3 protein-coding genes are annotated in these 1,014 nt (G+C 58.6%); all 3 read right to left on the bottom strand.

Features of this window, described 5'->3' with window-relative positions; translation table 11 throughout:
* Nucleotides 1-98 precede the first annotated feature (98 nt).
* Nucleotides 99-233, bottom strand: coding sequence for a hypothetical protein (locus tag ACTHQS_RS21020; RefSeq protein WP_440172737.1), 135 nt, complete (start codon nucleotides 231-233; stop codon nucleotides 99-101).
* A gap of 134 nt (nucleotides 234-367) precedes the next feature.
* Nucleotides 368-496 (bottom strand): hypothetical protein, encoded by a 129-nt coding sequence (locus tag ACTHQS_RS21015; RefSeq protein ID WP_440172735.1) that lies wholly within the window; start codon nucleotides 494-496, stop codon nucleotides 368-370.
* A 226-nt stretch (nucleotides 497-722) separates the two neighbouring features.
* The coding region (locus ACTHQS_RS21010) for an SHOCT domain-containing protein (protein WP_440172733.1) at nucleotides 723-1,014 on the bottom strand (292 nt) is incomplete at its 5' end.

Genomic DNA, 1,014 nt, shown 5'->3' with positions numbered 1-1,014 from the left:
CAAACACACACAGGTCGACTCGCTGCCCTCGACAAGACCAGAAAATACGGCAGAATAACCAGCGTCAAAGTGGCTCAGTTTTCAGCCCGCGAAATGGCTCACTTTTCGACCATCGCTGACAGGCTTTCGAACGCCACCAGGAAGGTTTGCGCCATGACGTCGTCAGCAACGGATTCACCTGCCCTGGTCGCCGCGTACCTGTGCACCGAACGGCAGTACTTGTCGTACAGCACGGCGAATGCCTGGGATCCTCGCGGGATCTATGTATTAGTTCACTGTCGGTCGTCACAAGATGTATTGCCCCATGAGAGAAAAGAGTTCACGGAAGCTTAGCTGTGGGGTGGTCGGGGCTCCGCCCGCGCAGCGTCTATGCGGCGGCGGAGATGTTCGTATGGACAACCCCGACGCTGAAAAATTGTTTGGAGAAGAGCGCCAGTCCCTTCCCGTCCAGATCGACCAACAATTGGAAGGCCGCATTCCCCAGCTCGCCATGCATGAGCTCCCCTGCTGGGGCTGTTAATCCTGGTCCTGCTGGGCACAGCTGCCATTACAACCATCGGGATCGCTCAGCTTCGTAAAACGAAGACGGTCCCAATCTCCCGTTAACCGATCCTTTACCGGGCGCCTGCCCCACGTTCGCCTGGATGCGAGTCGTTCATGCCCGCGGTTATGGTTTGTGCAGAGCGATTCACGTTGGGCTGCGGCCCATCGCCCTGAGCTAATCAGCCTCCGAGAAGGTGGCGCTTTGCGAGGCTGAACTCCTCATCGGAAAGAGCCCCTTTCGCATGGAGCTCTGTAAGCAGGGAAAGTTCCGACGCCAAGGACCTGTTGTGGCGCAGCTTGCCGACCATTACCTGATGCCCGCCGGCGCGGGCTGCGGGCGGTGCTGGCTCCAGTCTCTGCCGCCGTGATGAGTTGTTGAAGGTGTGCGCGATTATGTTAGCGGCCATGAAAAACTGCCCATAGGCGGCCACGAAAATGCCCACTGACGGCCAGTAGAACTGCCCAGCGGTG

Origin of the sequence: Arthrobacter sp. SAFR-044 (assembly GCF_051965175.1) — a bacterium.
Taxonomy (GTDB): domain Bacteria; phylum Actinomycetota; class Actinomycetes; order Actinomycetales; family Micrococcaceae; genus Arthrobacter.
Note: the sequence above shows the minus strand (reverse complement) of the source record. Positions and strands in the feature narration are given on the sequence as shown.

Bases quoted from the DNA above. Each gene is read 5' to 3' on its own strand.
- ACTHQS_RS21015 (WP_440172735.1), bottom strand. From the start codon at position 496: ATGCATGGCGAGCTGGGGAATGCGGCCTTCCAATTGTTGGTCGATCTG.